The sequence below is a fragment of the Neobacillus camarae genome (assembly GCF_054950115.1).
The window spans coordinates 416,747-431,911 of sequence record NZ_JBUCKX010000005.1 but is presented as its reverse complement, the minus strand read 5'-3'; the positions used below and the strand labels follow the sequence as shown (position 1 = coordinate 431,911).

At 44.1% G+C, this 15,165-nt stretch carries 17 protein-coding genes and 1 other annotated feature; of the genes, 12 read left to right on the top strand and 5 right to left on the bottom strand.

Annotation, left to right across the window (positions count from 1 at the left end; translation table 11 throughout):
* Window positions 1-163 precede the first annotated feature (163 nt).
* The 7 genes from ACY8D0_RS26990 to ACY8D0_RS26960 all read left to right on the top strand — a co-directional run bounded on the left by ACY8D0_RS26990 (window position 164) and on the right by ACY8D0_RS26960 (window position 7,311).
* Window positions 164-994 carry a formate/nitrite transporter family protein gene (locus ACY8D0_RS26990; RefSeq protein WP_462413539.1) on the top strand — a complete coding sequence of 277 codons (831 nt, stop codon included), beginning with the start codon at window positions 164-166 and terminating at the stop codon, window positions 992-994.
* A 3-nt stretch (window positions 995-997) separates the two neighbouring features.
* Entirely contained in the window at window positions 998-3,979 is a 2,982-nt protein-coding gene (gene fdhF / locus ACY8D0_RS26985) for a formate dehydrogenase subunit alpha (protein WP_462413538.1), read from the top strand.
* On the top strand, window positions 3,954-4,451 hold the full coding sequence (locus ACY8D0_RS26980) for a helical membrane plugin domain-containing protein (protein ID WP_462413537.1): 498 nt from the start codon (window positions 3,954-3,956) through the stop codon (window positions 4,449-4,451). Before fdhF ends, ACY8D0_RS26980 begins: the two co-directional genes overlap by 26 nt.
* Window positions 4,452-4,468: 17 nt before the next feature.
* Complete coding sequence (locus ACY8D0_RS26975; RefSeq protein WP_462413536.1) at window positions 4,469-4,681, top strand: heavy-metal-associated domain-containing protein; 213 nt, start codon at window positions 4,469-4,471, stop codon at window positions 4,679-4,681.
* Window positions 4,682-4,714: 33 nt separating this feature from the next.
* Window positions 4,715-4,852, top strand: a complete 138-nt coding sequence (locus ACY8D0_RS26970; protein ID WP_462413535.1) for a hypothetical protein — start codon at window positions 4,715-4,717, stop codon at window positions 4,850-4,852.
* A 257-nt stretch (window positions 4,853-5,109) separates the two neighbouring features.
* Complete coding sequence (gene fdhD, locus ACY8D0_RS26965; protein WP_462413534.1) at window positions 5,110-5,907, top strand: formate dehydrogenase accessory sulfurtransferase FdhD; 798 nt, start codon at window positions 5,110-5,112, stop codon at window positions 5,905-5,907.
* A 78-nt stretch (window positions 5,908-5,985) separates the two neighbouring features.
* Window positions 5,986-7,311, top strand: a complete 1,326-nt coding sequence (locus ACY8D0_RS26960; protein ID WP_462413533.1) for an MDR family MFS transporter — start codon at window positions 5,986-5,988, stop codon at window positions 7,309-7,311.
* Window positions 7,312-7,362: 51 nt separating this feature from the next.
* Here ACY8D0_RS26960 and ACY8D0_RS26955 read toward each other — a convergent pair whose 3' ends face one another.
* On the bottom strand, window positions 7,363-7,740 hold the full coding sequence (locus ACY8D0_RS26955) for a hypothetical protein (protein WP_462413532.1): 378 nt from the start codon (window positions 7,738-7,740) through the stop codon (window positions 7,363-7,365).
* A gap of 121 nt (window positions 7,741-7,861) precedes the next feature.
* Here ACY8D0_RS26955 and ACY8D0_RS26950 point away from each other — a divergent pair, with 121 nt between their 5' ends.
* The gene (locus ACY8D0_RS26950) at window positions 7,862-8,008 is read left to right on the top strand and encodes a hypothetical protein (RefSeq protein WP_462413531.1); all 147 of its coding nucleotides are present in this window, start codon (window positions 7,862-7,864) and stop codon (window positions 8,006-8,008) included.
* A 51-nt stretch (window positions 8,009-8,059) separates the two neighbouring features.
* On the opposite strand, the gene ACY8D0_RS26945 is transcribed toward ACY8D0_RS26950, so the two are convergent.
* On the bottom strand, window positions 8,060-8,512 hold the full coding sequence (locus tag ACY8D0_RS26945) for a YndM family protein (protein ID WP_462413530.1): 453 nt from the start codon (window positions 8,510-8,512) through the stop codon (window positions 8,060-8,062).
* 190 nt (window positions 8,513-8,702) lie between these two features.
* Here ACY8D0_RS26945 and ACY8D0_RS26940 point away from each other — a divergent pair, with 190 nt between their 5' ends.
* The 3 genes from ACY8D0_RS26940 to ACY8D0_RS26930 are packed head-to-tail and all read left to right on the top strand — an operon-like array spanning window position 8,703 to window position 11,275.
* Window positions 8,703-9,488 carry an ABC transporter ATP-binding protein gene (locus ACY8D0_RS26940; protein ID WP_462413529.1) on the top strand — a complete coding sequence of 262 codons (786 nt, stop codon included), beginning with the start codon at window positions 8,703-8,705 and terminating at the stop codon, window positions 9,486-9,488.
* Window positions 9,472-10,233 carry an ABC transporter permease gene (locus ACY8D0_RS26935; protein ID WP_462413528.1) on the top strand — a complete coding sequence of 254 codons (762 nt, stop codon included), beginning with the start codon at window positions 9,472-9,474 and terminating at the stop codon, window positions 10,231-10,233. The genes ACY8D0_RS26940 and ACY8D0_RS26935 overlap by 17 nt, the downstream gene beginning before the upstream one ends.
* Window positions 10,234-10,267: 34 nt before the next feature.
* On the top strand, window positions 10,268-11,275 hold the full coding sequence (locus ACY8D0_RS26930; protein WP_462413527.1) for an ABC transporter substrate-binding protein: 1,008 nt from the start codon (window positions 10,268-10,270) through the stop codon (window positions 11,273-11,275).
* Window positions 11,276-11,334: 59 nt separating this feature from the next.
* Here the strand turns inward: ACY8D0_RS26930 and ACY8D0_RS26925 are convergent, their stop codons facing one another.
* Entirely contained in the window at window positions 11,335-11,847 is a 513-nt protein-coding gene (locus ACY8D0_RS26925; RefSeq protein WP_462413526.1) for a gamma carbonic anhydrase family protein, read from the bottom strand.
* Window positions 11,848-12,090: 243 nt separating this feature from the next.
* Window positions 12,091-12,342, top strand: a binding site (T-box leader).
* 79 nt (window positions 12,343-12,421) lie between these two features.
* Here ACY8D0_RS26925 and ilvA point away from each other — a divergent pair.
* Entirely contained in the window at window positions 12,422-13,684 is a 1,263-nt protein-coding gene (gene ilvA / locus ACY8D0_RS26920; RefSeq protein ID WP_462413525.1) for a threonine ammonia-lyase IlvA, read from the top strand.
* Between the two features lie 281 nt (window positions 13,685-13,965).
* On the opposite strand, the gene ACY8D0_RS26915 is transcribed toward ilvA, so the two are convergent.
* Together ACY8D0_RS26915 and ACY8D0_RS26910 are read right to left on the bottom strand one after the other, a co-directional pair.
* Window positions 13,966-14,856: an IS3 family transposase gene (locus tag ACY8D0_RS26915; protein WP_462408623.1), complete on the bottom strand. Its 891-nt coding sequence runs from the start codon at window positions 14,854-14,856 to the stop codon at window positions 13,966-13,968.
* Entirely contained in the window at window positions 14,853-15,146 is a 294-nt protein-coding gene (locus ACY8D0_RS26910; protein WP_462408624.1) for a transposase, read from the bottom strand. Before ACY8D0_RS26910 ends, ACY8D0_RS26915 begins: the two co-directional genes overlap by 4 nt.
* Window positions 15,147-15,165: the final 19 nt, after the last annotated feature.

Below are 15,165 nucleotides of genomic sequence, written 5' to 3'. Positions count from 1 at the left end.
GTCACTTCCTTCTTCCTCTCATTTTTGGTTATTTTCTACCGGTGTGTTTATTCCTATGCCAGAATCCCCTAAAGACATTTTCCTTTGATTACCATGCCACACAAGACAATACATTTTCCAAAAAAGTAAATAATAATCGGCAAAAGAAAAAGGAGGGAGCAAAATGGGATTTCGTCCTCCACAGCAAATTGCCGAATTGGCTGTAGAAGCAGGAATGAAAAAAGCTGGGCTGCCATTGCGTCATATGTTGGTTTTAGGGTTCCTGGGCGGGGCATTTATAGCTTTAGGGTATTTATTGGATTTACGGGTTGTCGCGGATTTGCCGAAAGAGTGGGGAACCTTTGGGACCTTTTTAGGCGCCGCCGTGTTCCCCTTAGGGCTGATCCTGATAATTATCGCCGGCGGAGAATTATTGACAGGCAATATGATGGCCGTCTCGATTGCTTGCCTATCCAGGAAAGTCGCCCTTAAGCGTTTGCTTTGGAATTGGCTTTGGATTACTGTCAGTAATTTTATAGGGGCCGTGTTTGTGGCGTATTTTTTTGGCCATATTGTCGGACTAACAGAAACAGGCCATTATCTTACAAAAACCGTTGCAATGGCCCAAGCCAAGCTGGATTCCGCTTTTTGGCCAAGCTTGGTTTCCGGGATCGGCTGCAATTGGTTAGTCGGTTTAGCCGTATGGCTGTCCTACGGTGCCGAAGATGTCGGCGGTAAAATTTTAGCGATTTGGTTCCCGATTATGGGATTTGTGGCCATCGGTTTTCAGCACGTGGTCGCCAATATGTTCGTGATACCGGCGGCTATTTTTGCAGGGTATTTCAGCTGGGGCGGTTATTTCGTCAATTTTGTGCCCGTGTTTCTAGGGAATGCCATTGGCGGGGCCTTGTTTGTTGGCTTTATCTATTGGTCCGCGTATTTAAGTGATGCCAAGCCGTCACCGGCGGCAGGTAAAAATCTGTATCCGATTGCATCTCGGAAAGTAAGGAGGTAAGCCATGGAAGAGAATTTATTCTCCATCCAAATTAATGGAAAAGAATACTCTGTCCAGCCTGGCCAGACCATTTTGCAGGCGGCACAGTCGCATGATTTGTTTATTCCGAGCATTTGCTATCACCCGAACCTGGGTACCATCCAGACGTGTGATACATGCTTTGTGGATGTGGGTGGTGAACTGGTCAGGGCCTGCACCACAAAGGCCGAACCTGGGATGATGGTGGATTACCAGGCCGGCAATGTGAAAGACGCCCAGTATGAAGCCATGTCAAGAATTCTAAAAAATCACGAATTGTATTGCACGGTTTGCGATAACAACAACGGTAACTGTGTGGTTCACAATACGGCGGAATACTTGGAGATTGAACATCAGAAGTATCAATTTGAATCAAAACCATATCCAGCCGATAACTCCCATCCATTTTACCGCTACGAACCGGACCAATGCATCCTTTGCGGAAGATGCGTGGAAGCCTGCCAGGACTTGCAGGTGAACGAAACCCTGACGATTGATTGGAGCAGGAAGGCTCCTCGGGTCATTTGGGACAACGATGTTCCCATCGACCAGTCCTCCTGTGTTTCGTGCGGCCATTGTGTTACTGTATGCCCTTGCAATGCTTTAATGGAAAAATCGATGCTCGGTGAAGCCGGGTTCTTAACCGCGATTCCGACAAAAATCCTGGAGCCGATGATTGACCTCACTAAAGAAATCGAGCCGGGCTATAAGGAAATCTTTGCGATATCGGAAATGGAAGCGGCGATGCGCGAGAACCGGATAAAACGGACGAAAACCGTTTGTACATATTGCGGTGTCGGCTGCAGTTTCGAAGTCTGGACAAAGGGCCGGCATATTTTAAAGGTGGAGCCGCAAGCCGATGCGCCTGTGAACGGCATTTCGACGTGTGTCAAAGGGAAATGGGGCTGGGATTTTGTCAACAGTGAGGAGCGGCTAACCAAACCGCTTATCCGAAAAGGGGATGAATTTGTCGAAGCCTCCTGGGATGAAGCCTTAAACCTCATTGCCTCAAAGCTTACGGGAATTAAAGAAAAAGACGGGCCCGATGCCATTGGTTATATCGCTTCTTCTAAATGTACAAATGAAGAAAACTACTTATTTCAAAAATTGGCCCGAGCCGTCATGGGAACCAACAATGTCGACAATTGCTCTCGTTATTGCCAATCACCGGCCACCATGGGATTGATGCGGACAGTGGGAATCGGCGGGGATTCCGGCACGATGCAGGATATCGAACAATCAGACTTGGTGATGGTCGTTGGAGCCAATCCGGCAGAATCCCATCCGGTTTTGGCGACGAGAATCAAGCGGGCCCATAAATTGCATGGCCAGAAGCTGGCTGTCATCGATATCCGGAAACATGAACTGGCAGAGCGGGCTAATCTCCTCCTGCATCCTAAGCCGAGTACCGACCTCATTTGGCTTTCGGCGGTCACGAAATATATTCTTGACCAAGGCTGGGAAGACAATGATTTCTTGGCCACCCGTGTCAATGGGTTAGATAAATATGTCGACTCACTTGATAAATTCACTTTGGAATACGCCGAAGAAACTACTGGGTTAACTAAGCAAGAGCTCATCAGTTTGGCAGAAATGATTCATGAGGCCAAATCGGTTTGTGTTTTATGGGCTATGGGCGTTACCCAACATATGGGAGCGACCGACACCAGCACGGCGATTTCCAATTTATTGCTGATCACTGGGAACTATGGACGCCCTGGTACAGGGGCCTATCCATTGAGGGGTCATAATAATGTTCAAGGGGCATGTGATTTCGGGACGATGCCGGCATGGCTGCCAGGCTATGAACCAGTACAAGACGAGGAGGTTAGGGGACGTTACGAGAAAGCTTGGGGCGTCCAGCTTCCGCAAGAACCGGGCTTTAATAACCATCAGATGGTGGAAGGAATCCATACCGGAAAAATCAAAGCCTTGTATCTATTCGGTGAAGATATGGCAATTGTGGATTCTAACTCCAATTTTGTGGAAAACCGGTTTGAAGAACTAGAATTTTTTGTGGTGCAGGATGTGTTCTTCACCCGAACCGCCCAATATGCGGATGTCGTTTTGCCAGCGGCGCCAAGCCTTGAAAAAGAAGGGACGTTTACCAATACGGAGCGCCGAATCCAGCGCTTTTACCAAGTGTTAGAACCGCTGGGTGACAGCAAACCGGATTGGCAAATTTTCCAGGAGTTAGCCAACCGGCTTGGGGCTAACTGGAACTATCAGCATCCTAGTGAAATCATGGCAGAAGCAGCATCGTTGGCCCCGATTTTCGCAGGGGTCAGCTACGAGCGGTTAGAAGGTTTTCATTCGCAAGTCTGGCCAGTTAAGAAAGACGGTTCCAGCACCCTGTTGCTCTATACCGAAAAATTCGGGTTTCCAGATGGAATGGCCCGGCTGCATCCGGTTGAATGGACTCCGCCGTTTATAGCCGGAGAAGAGTTTGACCTTCATTTAAATAACGGCCGTTTATTGGAGCATTTCCATGAAGGGAATATGACGTACAAATCGGAGGGGCTGACTCATAAAGTGCCTGAACCTTGGGTGGAGGTATCGCTGGGATTGGCAAAGGAACGCGGTCTTGAGGATGGCTCCTTGGTGCGGTTAACCTCTCCGTATGGTGAAGTTGAGGTTCGTGTCATTGTGACGGACAGAGTAGAGGGCAATGAACTGTATCTTAGCATGAATACGAGCGATGAGCGTAAAGCAGTCAACCGGTTGACCAGCAGTTATCATGATAAATATACGCATACACCAAACTACAAGGAAGCGGGTGTCAGGATGGAAGTTCTCGAAGTGAAGGGCGAGCCGCCGCTTCCAAAGGTGAATTACCGGTTCGGCAACCGGATTCCACAAATTAGTGTCCGTGTTGAGGATAAATGGAAGCGGGCCGATTTTACACCTATTCCTAATCTTTTTGAAGCAGGGGGGAATGAGTATGGCAAAACCGATCAGGCAAATTAACAAGAGTGTTCCCAACCCAGTTGAAGAACAGGCCCAGGCCTTGTCGGACGTGCTAAAAGCAATAACCGATAACCGTGAGGCAATTGTCACATCGTTAGATATTTTAAAACAACTGCAGGATATGGGGGCCTTAACGGCCATCCAATCCTTGCTGGTGAAGCGCACCGAAGTGGGGGCGATCGCGATTGGCCAAATCAATCAACCCACGATGCAACACGCCATTAAAAATGCCATGAATGCTTTTAAGTTTTTTGGATCATTGGACCCCGAGCAAGTGCAGACGATGATCCAAAGTGTAAGCGGCGGTTTGGAGCGCTTTACGGAAACGATGCAACATGGCGAGTCCAAGAGTTTGTGGAAATTAAGTACCAGTTTGTTTAATCCGGAGGTTCGGGCCTCGTTAACCACGATGATGGAATTTCTTCATGGGATGGGTGAGTCGATTCATCATGACCAGCAGCCAATACATTAACAGGAGGAGTGGTTGGGATGCAAAAGGGGAGTTTGAAGGTAGAAGGGATGCACTCACAAACCGATGCGGATAAAGTCCTTCATGCCATCAATGAGGTTTGGGGTGTGCGTGAGGCGGAGGTCAACTTAAGCCGGAAGGAGGCCATGTTCAGTTTTAATGAGCAGGCCGCTTCCCATCAGGATTTCGAACAAGCTGTCAAGGATTTGGGGTATCAAATTGTCCGGCAGTAAACTAGATTATGTGGTACTAAAGAGGGTGATTGGATGAAGATTTGTGAAGTGTGCGGGCAGGAAGAGGAGCTAGACAATCAAGAAAGTAACGTCATGCAGTCTTCCTTGATCCATGTTTGCGAAAACTGCCGGAGTGACCGGAAATTTCAAATATTTGAGGAAGAAACTTGATTGGCGTATGCGATAGTTAGAAAAAGTTATCCGCTAGTTGGAGAGGAGTGCCCGACAGTTATCAGGTATCATCCGCCAGTTGGAGAGGTTCATCCGACAGTTGGTATATAAATCGACAGTTAGAGACGGTTATACGACAGTTGGAAGGAACTATGCGACAGTTGGCGGTGATTATCCGACAATTGCTGTAAGTTATCCGAAAAAGGGTAGTCGGTTCTCATAAAGACGACCTCTCATTATAGGAAGGAGGTATAGAGATGAAGCCAATAGAGGTGAAGCGCACGACTCTTCGATATGAAAACGGCCACCCGGAACACACCGAAGAGGTTATAGTGACCGAATACCCGGTCACTATTAAATTAAACGGTCAAGAGCTTGTCACCATGGTTTGCACCCCCGAGTACATCGATGACATGGTCATTGGCTATCTCGCGTCGGAAGGGATTATCCGGTCGATGGAAGACATTAGCGACATATGGATTCAAGAAAAGGAAGGCTATGTCCATGTAAAGACAAAGAAGGTAAACCCCTACTATAGTCAATTTCAAAGCAAGCGTTATATTACCTCCTGCTGCGGGATGAGCAGGCAAGGTTTTGTGTTTGTGAATGATGCGATGACCGCGAAAAAAATCGATGGCATGCGGGTAAGAATTTCGGTAGAAGACACTTTTAAATTAATGGAAGAAATGCAGAAATCCGCCACCGTCTTTCAAAAAACTGGCGGCGTCCATAATGCCGCCCTTTGTGACAGAAACGGAATGATCTTAAGCCGGATGGACATTGGCCGGCACAACGCCCTTGATAAAATCTATGGCTACTGTTTAAAAAATAAATTGCCTATCCAGGACAAAATAATTGTCTTCAGCGGTCGGATTTCCTCTGAAATTTTATTGAAAGTCGCTAAAATTGGCTGCGAAATGGTGTTATCCAAATCGGCTCCCACAGAACTTGCCCTGCAGCTGGCGGACCAGCTCGGGATTACCACCATTGGCTTTGTGCGCGGCCGGTCATTGAATGTGTATACCTATCCGGACCGTCTTCTGAATAATTTTTAAAAAGAATATATAAACCGGTTCTGGTTTGCTATAATCATGGTTGATGCATTGTGTTAGAAAGAGAAATAGGGGGAAACTATGAATAAAAATACGTATGTGCTCTGGGGGCTGGTCATTACCACTCTTATTTCGGCACTTGATGCCAATATCATGCAAACGGCAAGTCCGACTATTGTGAAACATCTTGGCGGGATGGATTTGTTTGCTTGGATTTTTGTTGTTTATATGCTGGCCAGTACAGTTACGGTCCCGCTTTTCGGAAAATTATCCGACATGTACGGGAGAAAGAAATTGTTAATGATCGCCGTCGGATTCTTTATCCTTGGTTCAATTCTTAGCGGCCTGGCCAACTCGATGACGGCTTTGGTTATTTTCCGGGGAGTGCAAGGCCTGGGGGCAGGCGGAATGCTGCCTTTATCGATGATTATCGTGGGCGATTTGTACACCATTGAAAAGCGCGGGAAAATTCAAGCCATCTTTAGCAGTATCTGGGCGATTTCGTCCATTGTCGGACCGGTGTTAGGGTCTTTTTTTGTGGAAGCTTTGACGTGGAGATGGATTTTCTTCATTAACATTCCTATTGGGATTGCTACGATTCTTTGCTTGCTTCCCTATCAAGAACAGGCTGAATTCAGGAAGACCCATATTGACTATAAAGGATTTTTCTTGTTCAGTGTGTCGATAACGGCTTTACTGCTGGCTACAAATGTGAATCATCCTTTATGGTATGTGGTGGTCGGTGCACTCGGGCTGGTGGTATTTATGTTGGTGGAACGGAAAGAAGCCTCGCCCTTTTTACCGGTTTCGTTATTTAAAAACAAAGGAATTTTTAGAACCAATCTTTTCATGCTGATTTACTGTTTGTCTTTTTATGGGACTTCTAATTTTATTCCATTATATCTCCAAGAAGGCAGCCATATGAGCATTTATAAAAGCGGCCTGATTTTGTTAAGTATTGCGCTTGGCTGGATGTTTGGCAGTACCCCGGCAGGAAAATGGATCATTCGCTTCGGGTATAAAAATTTATTTATCATTGGCAGTTTTATCACAGCCATTACAGGACTGGCACTCTTTTTATTTATTAAGGACTTATCGTATGCGGCTTTATTTGCTATTTTGGCCTTCCAAGGTTTTTCATTTGGTCTATTATTTGCGGTCGGTACCATTGCCGCTCAAGAGTTTGCCGATACGCAAATCAAAGGGATCTCCACCTCGTTGCAGGTGTTTTTAAGAAACATCGGGGCATCGGTTGGGGTGACGGTTATGGGTGTCATTATTAACAAAACCGCAGACATCGGAAACGGGATGCAAAATGTGTTCCTGTTTGCCTTGGTTTTTAGTGTGATTACTGTTATAGTAAGCTTCTTCATTCCGGCCCAAAAAACGGAGCCAAGCAATAGTTAAACGGAAAAGGTGTCGTGTCCATGCTGGTTCATGCTTGGCGGCCGACATCTTTTATTGTTTATATTCGGCATTATAAGAGTTTTCGCCGGAATGGACCGATAACAGGGTATCGGCATAGCCGACCAGACGGTTGATGATTTCATCCGCTGCTGCATACACTAAGCGGTGGTTTTCGTTTTTGTGCAGCGCCGGGTCGTCTAAGATAATTGTCGTATTAATGAAGATGTGTTTTGTATCATAAAGGTTATAATGAATAATCGTTTTACCGGCCGCTCCTCCTGTTACCGGATCCTTAAAGCCGGGCAGGAAGATGTACCATTCCTCTGCAGTAGGTGAACGAAAATTTTTTGTAAAGGTCATGCCCCGGATGACCGTATCTATTTGTTCCTTCAAACGGTTATCGACTAAATCGACGATATTTTCTTCCAAATCGTTCCCTCACCAACATTAAGATTTCCAATAAATTTATGTTTTCCAAATAGATTCTGTTTTTATCCCAAACAGGTTATTTTCCATCGGATTGCAAATACTCTACATAGAGGTGGTCATCATGGACAAAAATCAATTATTTACAGGAAAACAACAGGAAGAGGTACTGGAAATAAGCCCGACAGGATACGGCCTTGAATCAGTGAAGAAGGAAAACGAAGAAGAGACAAAGCAAAAGGTTCAGGGCCCTTCATGTGGCGGCCTGTAAAAACAAGCAAAAAATCCTCATCCACCTAGATTGGAATGAGGATTTTTGCATTTATTCGTCCTTAGGGCTTCTGACATCGGGTTTTACTGGTATTAATTCTTCAGAAGCTTCTGTTTGAAATTGGGGACGGTTTTGCACTTGGCTTGATTGGGTCGTGATGTGCTTGTTCATGTTGTTCATGAGGAACTGATGGAAAAAGTATTCAAATAAGGTGACGGCAGCAGCGGAAATGAAAGCAGCGGGCCACAGATTAACTTCGTACGTGAGCACCATTCCCATCAGCCATACCAGCAAAAAGGCCAGCCCGAGGTCTGCTGTGGAGGCAATGATGTTATTCGTCGATCTTAAGACCAACAAGTCACCTAAGATGTAAGAAACCACAACTAAAACAGCCGTAATCCAAAACACATCGGCAAAACTAAAATTATAGAACATTCCAAGAATGATACCCAACACAACCAAAGTTGCGATAAACTTTAAGGCCAATCTGTATACATGCTGCATGGTAATACCTCCTTTTGCCGTTAGTTTGGCATGAATTTTATGAAATATTCTTTGGGAATCATTCGCAAGAACATGCTGTTTTTTTAATAAAATCATTGACAACAAGTCCTGATAATTTATAATTATTGTTAATGTTATTATTCCGATTAGTTTTATGTGAATTGTAGGGAAAGTAGGTGCAGGTGAGTCGATGTTTCTTTCAATCAAAAATATTGAAAAACAATTTGTGAACCAAAATACGGCAAGCAGGGTGCTTTCAGATATCAATATGAATATCTCGGAAGGGGAGTTTGTTTCCATCCTTGGTCCATCAGGCTGCGGTAAATCAACGCTTCTTTCGATCGTAGCGGGATTAACCAAACCGACCAGCGGAGAGATTTTGCTAAATGGCCAGCCAATTACTAAACCGGGCAAGGACCGCGGCATGGTGTTTCAACAGCCGGCATTGTTTCCTTGGATGACCGTCGAAGAGAATGTCATGTTCCCATTACGGAAGGAAATGAAAAAAAATCAAGCCAGGGAAGTTGCTCAAGCCTTTCTTAAAATGGTGCAGCTAAGCAATTATGGCAAGCACTCGCCACATGAATTGTCCGGTGGCATGCAGCAGAGGGTATCCATTGCCAGGGCATTGTCGATGAATCCAAAGGTTTTATTAATGGATGAACCATTTGGTGCTCTGGATGAACAGACACGTTCAATTCTGCACCATGAACTCGAAAAGATTTGGCTCGAGACGCGTAAAACCATTCTATTTGTTACCCATAGCATTCATGAATCTATCAAGCTCTCGGATCGAATCGTGGTAATGGGGACGAGGCCGGGTGTGATTTTAGAGGATATTAAGGTAGACATCCCGAGGCCAAGAGAACAGCACCCTGATAAAACAGCTAAATTAGAGAAAAAAATTATGAGTTTACTAGAATCAGAAATAGAGAAAGTGGTAAAAGAGGAACTAGCCTATGCGGTCAACCATTAAACGTTTACTATTTTTTATCATATTGATTGTGGCCTGGCAGGCAGCTGTGAAGTTGTTGGAGGTTTCACCTTCCCTGATGCCGGCACCGACAAATGTTTATCAAGAATTGGTTAAAGGATTTGAGGACAAGACCTTAATCTATGATATCCTTGCAAGTTTTCGTCGTCTGCTCATCGGCTTGGCTGCTTCCATTATCATTGGAATCGGTATCGGGATTCTGTTAGCGAAAAATAAAACGGCGGATGAAACTTTGGGGGCTTTAATATTGGCCTTGCAAAGTGTCCCTAGTATTGTTTGGCTGCCAATCGCGATTATGTGGTTCGGCCTAAACGAGAAATCGGTTATTTTTATCGTGATCCTGGGTGCTACATTGGTCATTGCGATTAATATGCGAATGGGGATTAAAAATGTTCCGCCGCTATATATAAAAGCGGCACAAACGATGGGGTCCAAAGGGATTGATTTATTCGTTAAAATCATTTTTCCTGCCTCCATCCCTTATGCGGTAACAGGCATCCGTCTTGGCTGGGCTTTCGCTTGGCGGGGATTGATGGCTGGGGAAATCTTAAGTACTGGACCAGGACTTGGCTACACATTGAAATACGCATCTGATTTTGGAAACATGAGCCTTGTGATTGGTATTATGATCATTATTGGTTTAGTTGGAACCATTGTTGACTTGTTATTCTTCCAGCGTATAGAAAAAAACGTTATTCGCCGTTGGGGATTAGACACAACAAACTAAAATATATATAAAAGGGTCAAGAGGAGAGAGAATCATGAAAAAGAAAGCTTCACTTATCGGGTTGTCATTATTTTTATCTGCCGGGGTATTAGCAGGATGCGGAAGCGACAATGCGAGCTCCGGAAAAGCAGATCAAGAGGGTAAAAAGGTTGTTATCGGATATTTTCCAAACATTGACCATGCCCCTGCCATGATTGCCAGGGAAAAAGGCTATTATGAAAAGGAACTGGGTGATGGCGTCAAGGTAGAATACAAAACCTTCCCGGATGGAGGAGCCTTTATGACGGCCTTAAAAACCGGGGACATTGATGCAGGACTTGTCGGCCCTGGACCGGTCATGAACAACTTTACCAATGGAGCGGACGTGAAAATTATTGCCGGTGCTTCTTCAGGCGGTACAGCCATCGTTGCTTCTAAGAAAAGCGGCGTGGATTCTGTTGAAGATTTCAATGGGAAAACCTTCATCACTCCTGGCGTAGGCTGCACCCATGATGTTCAAATGGAAACCTTCTTGCAAGACTATGGTATTTCTTCAGCACGGATTGGCGGTACGTTGAAGCATGTAACAGGTAACCCTGCTCAATACGCCAGCATGTTTGAATCCGGTAAAGTGGACATTGCAGCAGTACCAGAGCCATGGGCTTCCCAATTGGTCAAAGAGGCTGGAGCAAAAATCATTGTTGACAGCTCTAAAATTTCTTATGGTGAAACGTTGCCAAATACGATTTTAGTATCAAGCGGTAAGAAAATTAAAGCAGATAAAGACGTAATCGCTAAAATTGTCAAAGCCCAAGAAGAAGCGATTGATTTTATTGAAAAGAATCCAGAAGAAGCCAAAACCATTACTTTAAACAGCATTAAGGACATTACCAAGCAAGAATTGGATAAGGGTGTCATGGACCAAGCTTGGAACAACATCCGCTTTACAGAAGATGTGAACAAAAAAGTCATCCAACAGTTTGCCGACTCTTCTGTTGATTTGAAATTCCTAAAAGAAAAGCCTGATTTTGCAGCATTAATTGATACCGAGTTTATTAACTAAGATACAAAGTTCTTCTTTAAAAAGACCCCACCTGTTTCCTATTGGGTGGAGTCTTTTTGTTATTTCAGGATCCCCATGAAATCCTTTCCTTTTTGCACATAATGAAGGCTTGACATTCTTAGCAATTGCAAGTCTTCTTCGGATAATTCCCTTACAACTTTACCGGGGGAACCTAAAACCATCGAGCGGGGAGGTATTTTGGTCCCGCCGGTGAGCAGAGTGTTGGCGCCAATCACGCATTCTTCGCCGATTTCGACATGGTCTAATATCGTGGAACCCATGCCAATTAAAGAACGGTTTCCAATTTTACAGCCATGCAGGATGACATTGTGCCCGACCGTTACATCGTCTCCAATGGTGACGGGGGACCCCTCATACAAATGGATGGTAGAATTATCTTGGATACTTGTCCGTTCACCGACCATAATGGGTCCATCATCAGCCCGTAAGACAGCATTGAACCAAACAGTGGATTCCTTGCCAATTTGCACGTCTCCAATTAAATAGGCCCCAGGTGCCACAAAAACCGTTTCATGAATGGAAGGGGATTTTCCCTTGTATGGGATTTTCATTCACTTGATCTCTCCTTTAGTATTTATAATTTTCCGGCTATTCCTATAATTATAGCGCAAAAAACGGTTAAGAGCCATTTGGTTCCGATTTGAATCCCAGTATTTGGTTCAATGGTAACGTTACAAGAACAATTTTTGGCTATTGAAAATTGAAAGCGCTTTTATATTTATCTAAATATATAAAATAGTCAAAAAATATTGACTTGTAACCGTTTCGGTGGTACCCTAGTTAGGAATTAATCATGAAAATCTGTGAAGAGAAGAGTAGGACTTGTTTCTTGTCCTTAGAGAGTCGGCGGCAGGTGGGAGCCGATGGCGGGACTTGTCTGAATATCATCTCTGAGATGTATGGCTGAACCAATCAGTAAGCTATACCGGAATGTCCCCCGTTAGGAAGGAACCTGTATCGAAGTCAGGTACATTGGATCGAGAGCCGCAGCTTGTTTCTTTTTGCTGCGGAAGTAGGGTGGTAACGCGAGCCAACTCGTCCCTATATCATAGGGGCGGGTTTTTTATGTTTATAAATGAATCATTCCCGCTTCGGGATGGAACAAATTGAGGAGGTACAAGAGTGATGAGTCAACAAGTCGATAAACAAGCGTTAAATGTGGAGGACATCATTATTGCCAGTCATACCATTAAGGATGTCATTTCCCCCACGCCTCTGCAATACAACCATTTACTATCGGAACGCTACGGTTGTCATGTGTACTTAAAACGGGAGGATATGCAAAGTGTCCGCTCCTTTAAAATTCGTGGCGCCTATAATCGGATCAAAAAACTGGAACCCGAAGAAGTACAAAACGGGATTATTTGCGCTAGCGCTGGTAACCATGCCCAAGGGGTAGCCTATTCCTGTCATTTGTTAAACATTCATGGGAAAATCTTCATGCCTAGCACTACACCGAAGCAGAAGGTAAATCAGGTCAAGTTCTGGGGGAAAGACAGTGTCGAGATTGTATTAACGGGCGATACATTTGATGATGCTTATGAAAAGGCGATGGAATGCAGCCGCGAGGAGCAGCGGACTTTCATACACCCGTTTGATGATTTCGACGTTATTGCCGGCCAAGGGACCGTCGGGGTTGAATTGCTTAATGATTGCCACGAAATTGATTATCTGTTTGCAGCCATTGGCGGCGGCGGATTAATGGCTGGGGTGGGAACCTACTTAAAGCATTATTCCCCCATCACCCGATTGATTGGTGTGGAGCCAGAAGGCGCCGCTGGAATGAAGGCATCCATCCGGAAAGGGGAAGTGACAACGCTTGAATCGATTGACCCGTTTGTGGATGGGGCCGCAGTCAAAACAGTTGGCAGCAAGACGTTTGAAATTTGTAAGGAAATTGTCGATGATATCGTGGCTATCCCCGAAGGCAAGGTCTGCACCACGCTCTTGTCTTTATACAATGAAAATGCGCTTGTCGTGGAACCAACAGGGGCGTTATCGGTTGCCGCGCTGGATACATATGCTGAACAGATCAAAGGGAAGACGGTGGTTTGTGTCATCAGCGGCGGAAACAACGATATCGGCCGGATGCAGGAAATTAAAGAGCGTTCCAAGCTTTATGAAGGCTTGCAGCATTATTTTATTATCCAATTTCCACAGCGCCCCGGTGCATTGCGGGAATTCTTGATGGAAGTCCTCGGCCCGAACGATGATATCAGCCACTTTGAATATACGAAAAAGAATAACCGGGAGTCTGGCCCAGCTCTGGTCGGGATTGAATTGAAAGACAAAGAGGATTATTTTCCTTTGATTGAGCGGATTAAGACTAAAGGGTTCGGTTACCGCGAAGTCAATAAAGACAGCACTTTATTTCAAATGCTAGTATAAGCTGGATTATCTAAAAGACCTTTCTTCTCATTAGAAAGGTCTTTATTTTTTGAAAAAATTAAGTTCCAAGGAAAAGTCTCCCAATAAGCGCTATGGGACAAAAGCAGATAAGAAAATGAAGAAATGTCTCATATAAGCTGTCTATTGGTCTTCTGTCAAGAAAGTGGACAATAAAATTTGAGACATTATTAAACAAAACCACTACCGCACTTCGTTTGGTCCGTATTAGAAATAGTCAATCGAAAAACATGATTGACTATTTCTAACACCAAATGGCTATATTACGAGATTTTTTCTACTTCATTTTGTTGGTGACTTCTCTCAAATTGATTCGGTGATTGGTTTCCTAAGGTCGAATGCTTTCGTCTTTCGTTATAAAAACCACTAATATAATAATTAATGGCTTTTATAGCTTCAGCCCTTGTAGTAAAGCGTCTCCTGTAAATTAGCTCTTTCTTGATAGTTGCGTGAAACGATTCAATACAAGCATTATCGTACGGGTCGCCTTTTTTACTCATACTGATTTGCAATTTTTTCTCTTTCAAAATATCAACATAATCATGCGAACAATACTGAGAACCACGATCCGAGTGATGAATTAAGCCTTCTCCAGGCTGCCTTGAAACAATCGCCATATTTAACGCTTGAATGGATAACTCTTTCTTCATGTGTGAAGCCATACTCCACCCTACAATTTTTCTAGAAAATAAATCCATGACCGATGATAAATAAACCCATCCTTCAAGTGTCCAAATATACGTAATATCAGCTACCCAGGCTTGATTAGGCTCCTTTACGTTGAATTGGCGATCTAAAAGGTTAGGATAAATATTTAAGTCATGATTGGAATCCGTAGTAACCACAAACTTTTCTGTTGGAATGGCTTTTAATCCCATTTCTTTCATCATTCGAGCGACCGTTTTTTGGGAAATGATATATCCCCAGTCCAGAAGATCAGAATGCACTCTAGGACTACCGTACGTTCCAAAACTTTCATGATAGGACTTACTAATCTTCTGCTGGAGCTCTAAACGATAGTCCTCCTTCTCAGAAAGAGGATTGTTCAGATTTTTGACCCATTTATAGTAGCCACTTGATGATACTTTAAGAACTTTGCACATCTTCGCCACAGTGTGTTCATCAGAGTGGGCTTGAATAAATTTATAAATCACGCTTGGTTTTTCGTGAAGATGTGCATGGCCTTTTTTAGAATTTCATTCTCCTCTTTTAACTGTTGAAGCTCTTTCTCATGTTGCTTTTTTAGTTTTTCTAGTTCTGTGGGTGTAATATAGTTCTCACTTGTCTTCCCAGCATTTATTTTCGCTCTATAAACTGTCACCCACCGGCTAATCGTCTTAGTGGATATTTCAAGCTCGTATGCGACATCTGTAGCTTTCCTGCCTTCTTCAACAATTAATTTACAAACATAATCCCTGTATTCTTGAGTATGGTGCTTACCCATAGTGAACACGTCCCTTATT

What these genes read in the sequence shown, in the direction of transcription:
- ACY8D0_RS26980 (WP_462413537.1), top strand. Translation starts at nt 3,954, where the DNA reads ATGGCAAAACCGATCAGGCAAATTAACAAGAGTGTTCCCAACCCAGTT.
- ACY8D0_RS26950 (WP_462413531.1), top strand. Translation starts at nt 7,862, where the DNA reads ATGGACAAAAATCAATTATTTACAGGAAAACAACAGGAAGAGGTACTG.
- ACY8D0_RS26960 (WP_462413533.1), top strand. Translation starts at nt 5,986, where the DNA reads ATGAATAAAAATACGTATGTGCTCTGGGGGCTGGTCATTACCACTCTT.
- ACY8D0_RS26945 (WP_462413530.1), bottom strand. Translation starts at nt 8,512, where the DNA reads ATGCAGCATGTATACAGATTGGCCTTAAAGTTTATCGCAACTTTGGTT.
- ACY8D0_RS26930 (WP_462413527.1), top strand. Translation starts at nt 10,268, where the DNA reads ATGAAAAAGAAAGCTTCACTTATCGGGTTGTCATTATTTTTATCTGCC.
- ACY8D0_RS26910 (WP_462408624.1), bottom strand. Translation starts at nt 15,146, where the DNA reads ATGGGTAAGCACCATACTCAAGAATACAGGGATTATGTTTGTAAATTA.
- fdhF (WP_462413538.1), top strand. Translation starts at nt 998, where the DNA reads ATGGAAGAGAATTTATTCTCCATCCAAATTAATGGAAAAGAATACTCT.
- ACY8D0_RS26975 (WP_462413536.1), top strand. Translation starts at nt 4,469, where the DNA reads ATGCAAAAGGGGAGTTTGAAGGTAGAAGGGATGCACTCACAAACCGAT.
- ACY8D0_RS26970 (WP_462413535.1), top strand. Translation starts at nt 4,715, where the DNA reads ATGAAGATTTGTGAAGTGTGCGGGCAGGAAGAGGAGCTAGACAATCAA.
- ACY8D0_RS26925 (WP_462413526.1), bottom strand. Translation starts at nt 11,847, where the DNA reads ATGAAAATCCCATACAAGGGAAAATCCCCTTCCATTCATGAAACGGTT.
- fdhD (WP_462413534.1), top strand. Translation starts at nt 5,110, where the DNA reads ATGAAGCCAATAGAGGTGAAGCGCACGACTCTTCGATATGAAAACGGC.
- ACY8D0_RS26940 (WP_462413529.1), top strand. Translation starts at nt 8,703, where the DNA reads ATGTTTCTTTCAATCAAAAATATTGAAAAACAATTTGTGAACCAAAAT.
- ilvA (WP_462413525.1), top strand. Translation starts at nt 12,422, where the DNA reads ATGAGTCAACAAGTCGATAAACAAGCGTTAAATGTGGAGGACATCATT.
- ACY8D0_RS26935 (WP_462413528.1), top strand. Translation starts at nt 9,472, where the DNA reads ATGCGGTCAACCATTAAACGTTTACTATTTTTTATCATATTGATTGTG.
- ACY8D0_RS26990 (WP_462413539.1), top strand. Translation starts at nt 164, where the DNA reads ATGGGATTTCGTCCTCCACAGCAAATTGCCGAATTGGCTGTAGAAGCA.